A 3,023-nucleotide genomic window follows, 5' to 3' on the forward strand; every position below is an offset into this window, starting at 1 on the left:
GCAAAACGCACCTGGCGACCACCATTGGCTATAAAGCCGCGATGGCGGGGTTAAGCATCCGGTTCATTACCGCCGCCGACATGATGCTGCAACTGATGGCGTCACACCGTCAGGGTGACCTGAAGGGCTACCTGAACCGCGTTGTAGGTAAGCCTAAGCTGTTGATCATTGACGAAGTGGGCTATCTGCCGTTCGGTAAAATGGAGGCGAACCTGTTCTTTCAGGTCGTTGCTAAACGCTATGAGTCAGGCAGCGTGATCCTGACCAGCAACCTGCCGTTTACTCAGTGGTCCGGAACGTTTGGTGATGACGAAACGCTGACGGCAGCGATGCTGGATCGGCTGCTTCACCATGCGCATATCGCCCAAATCAGCGGCCAAAGCTACCGACTGAAGGATAAGCTGAAAAGCGGTCAAATCCAGAAGAAAACGAAAGCAACAACGTTCGAGTAATTCAAAGGGGGTGGGTCAGAATTCGATCGGTATTGACACACCCTTAAGGGCGCTACGTTCTGCCACTGACATGATTTTTTAGACAACTTTGCTGGATACTTCGTTGAGGCAATGTAAAATGGAACGGGTTAGTTGTTACCTTACCAGTTACAGCATAGAGTATGGCTGCCTTGTCTTACCTCAGCTTGAGGATGCGAGCCCACCCCCCTAAGACGTTTGCTATCTCAAATGGATGCAGCAAAACGCATGAGGACAATGAAGTCAAATGGGAACTTTTTTTAAACAAATCTACCGATACACTCATCCCCGTCGCTACAGGCATAATGAGAATCTCTGGCCGTATGTGAAAATCACTCGCGCCAGTGAAGGTTATATCAACAGTTTGAGCTTGCGTGGGAAGCGTGTTCCCATTGTCAACCTGTCCGATCTCCAAAAAAAATATTCAGGAGATTTGCTGATTGTTGCCTCCGGCCCATCGGTTAATGAAACCGACTTTACTCCTCTCCAATCGCTACCAGCGATGGGAGTAAATGGTTCATGGTTTTTGAGCGATAAAATAAATTTTAAATTTTTTGTTATCGTTGATATGACATTTATCGATCAAAGACTGAGTATGATTGAAGAGGTGATTAGCGATCCTGACCTCCTCTTTTTCACAACAGTCCATGGCATTGTTAAAATTATTGATCACTTTGGCCAATTCGCCATTAGTTGTCAGGTAGCAATAATAGAAGATGCCTGTATGAAGATTTTTCAACCAACGGTTTTTAACCACGAAATATCTCTTCATTGGCAGCATGAGAAGAGCGTTAGATTATGGAAAGAAGATAAAAGCATTGCTTTTAATCATGATATTCGCAAAGGAATTTTTGACGCTGCTACCGTAGTCTATTGGTCATTACAAATTATACAGTTTATAGGATTCAATAGAGTAATCATCGCAGGTTTGGATATGAATAATTTTCAGCAACCAAGGTTTTATGAAAAAAAAGATGATATTTCTCCTTGTTACCTAGAAAGTCAATTTACTGCTTTGATTAAACCAGCCTTTATACATGCTAGAAATGAATTAGAATCTAAAGAAATTGAAGTTTTGAATCTTTCGCTGCACAGCGCGTTAGATAGCTCTATTTTTAGAAAGGTTAACCCCAATGACGTTTAATGATAGAAAAAAAACTTTAAGTAAACCCCTCCTCTTCTTTTATGGGTTGTTCCTGTTGCTTTTACCTGTATTAGGTGGTCTCGGAAAAGTTAACAATGCATTTCACATTGCATTATTTCTTGGAATTGCAACTATTTACAATAAAGACTATCGTGATAAGTTATTCCGCAACCCAACCTTTAATTTCGGACTAATAGTCATTGCCATTTTCTTAGCTTACTTCTCACTTAGTAACTTATGGGGGTCGGAGCCAAACACTTTAACGTCAGAATTAAAACATAGTTTTTATATTACGGTTTTTATAGTGCTCTTTTATTTTTCTACGCTTTACGAAAATAAAAATACAATGCTAGCACTTATTTTCTCTTCCACAATACTATTGTGTATTCTAACCTTGATTTTTGTTGATAAACATGCATTTCTTACAATGCGCTTACAAAATGGTTTTTCACTTGCACCTAAAAATGTAATCGACATGGCTGGTTATTATGGGATTGGCATGTTTTGTGGTCTAATATTAATTAGAGAAACGGGTAATAAGTGGCTGTATCTTCCGGTCGCGTTTTTGTTTATTGGTATATTACTAACACAAAGTCGTGGGCCGCTTTTCTCTCTTATAATTTCATGCATACCTTTAGTGCTATTATTTAAGTGCGTTCATCTTGGTCATTTGTTTATAACTGGATTGATTGTGCTTGCCATCTTACTCTTATTAATATTCTCAGGTGCTGACTACATATTATTAAATCGATTAGAAGAGAGTTATTCCCAAGGTTATATTCGTTTTGGTATTTGGGAAAATGCACTTACCTACGTTCAGCAAAAACCTTGGTTTGGATGGGGATTCAATCAGGAAATCAATTTTGTTAATGAAATAGGACAACGAGTCCGAACCACCCATAGCCTGTACTTTGCAACGCTAGTAAAGGGTGGAATTATTGGTGCGTTACTACTGCTAAGCGTGATTGTCTTTGGCTTATATATGGCTTGGAGGCAAATCAAAGCAAATCAGTCTCTTGAAGCCACAATGTTCGTTTTCAGTCTGATGTTCTATGCCACTCAGGGTATGTTTTTAATCAGTAACCCTAGCGGACCTTGGATTATGTTCTGGCTGCCGTTAGCAGTCGTTATGGCACTACCTAAACGTTAATAGTCATTATAAATGGGTACACCGCGAATTCAGATAATAAGTGCAACGCTCGGTCATGTAGATGGAGGGACGGTTAGCTACCGATAAGCTATCCTGCTCTTCCGACTAAAGATGAGCGAGTAACTATGAAATATCAGCAGTGAACCGAAGGATTACGATACCAGATAGCTCTGTTGTGTGAAGACAAAGTTAGTCAGGCCGAGATTGGTCGCCGGTTAGGCGTCTGTAAGTCAACAGTCTCGCGGGAACTGCGCCGTAA

General features: G+C 40.8%; 3 protein-coding genes and 1 pseudogene. All 4 read left to right on the forward strand.

Annotation, left to right across the window (positions count from 1 at the left end; all coding sequences use genetic code 11):
* Positions 1 to 452, forward strand: a 452-nt coding sequence (locus BBW68_RS00960) for an ATP-binding protein (protein ID WP_186821237.1), incomplete at its 5' end; no start/stop codon positions are given.
* Positions 453 to 717: 265 nt separating this feature from the next.
* Positions 718 to 1,614 (forward strand): sugar glycosyltransferase, encoded by an 897-nt coding sequence (locus BBW68_RS00965; protein ID WP_070133625.1) that lies wholly within the window; start codon positions 718 to 720, stop codon positions 1,612 to 1,614.
* Positions 1,604 to 2,764, forward strand: a complete 1,161-nt coding sequence (locus tag BBW68_RS00970) for an O-antigen ligase family protein (protein WP_070133626.1) — start codon at positions 1,604 to 1,606, stop codon at positions 2,762 to 2,764. The genes BBW68_RS00965 and BBW68_RS00970 overlap by 11 nt, the downstream gene beginning before the upstream one ends.
* 125 nt (positions 2,765 to 2,889) lie before the next feature.
* A pseudogene (locus BBW68_RS15315) lies at positions 2,890 to 3,023 on the forward strand (helix-turn-helix domain-containing protein); the annotation flags it as partial.

Source organism: Candidatus Erwinia dacicola (assembly GCF_001756855.1).
Classification (GTDB): domain Bacteria; phylum Pseudomonadota; class Gammaproteobacteria; order Enterobacterales; family Enterobacteriaceae; genus Erwinia; species Erwinia dacicola.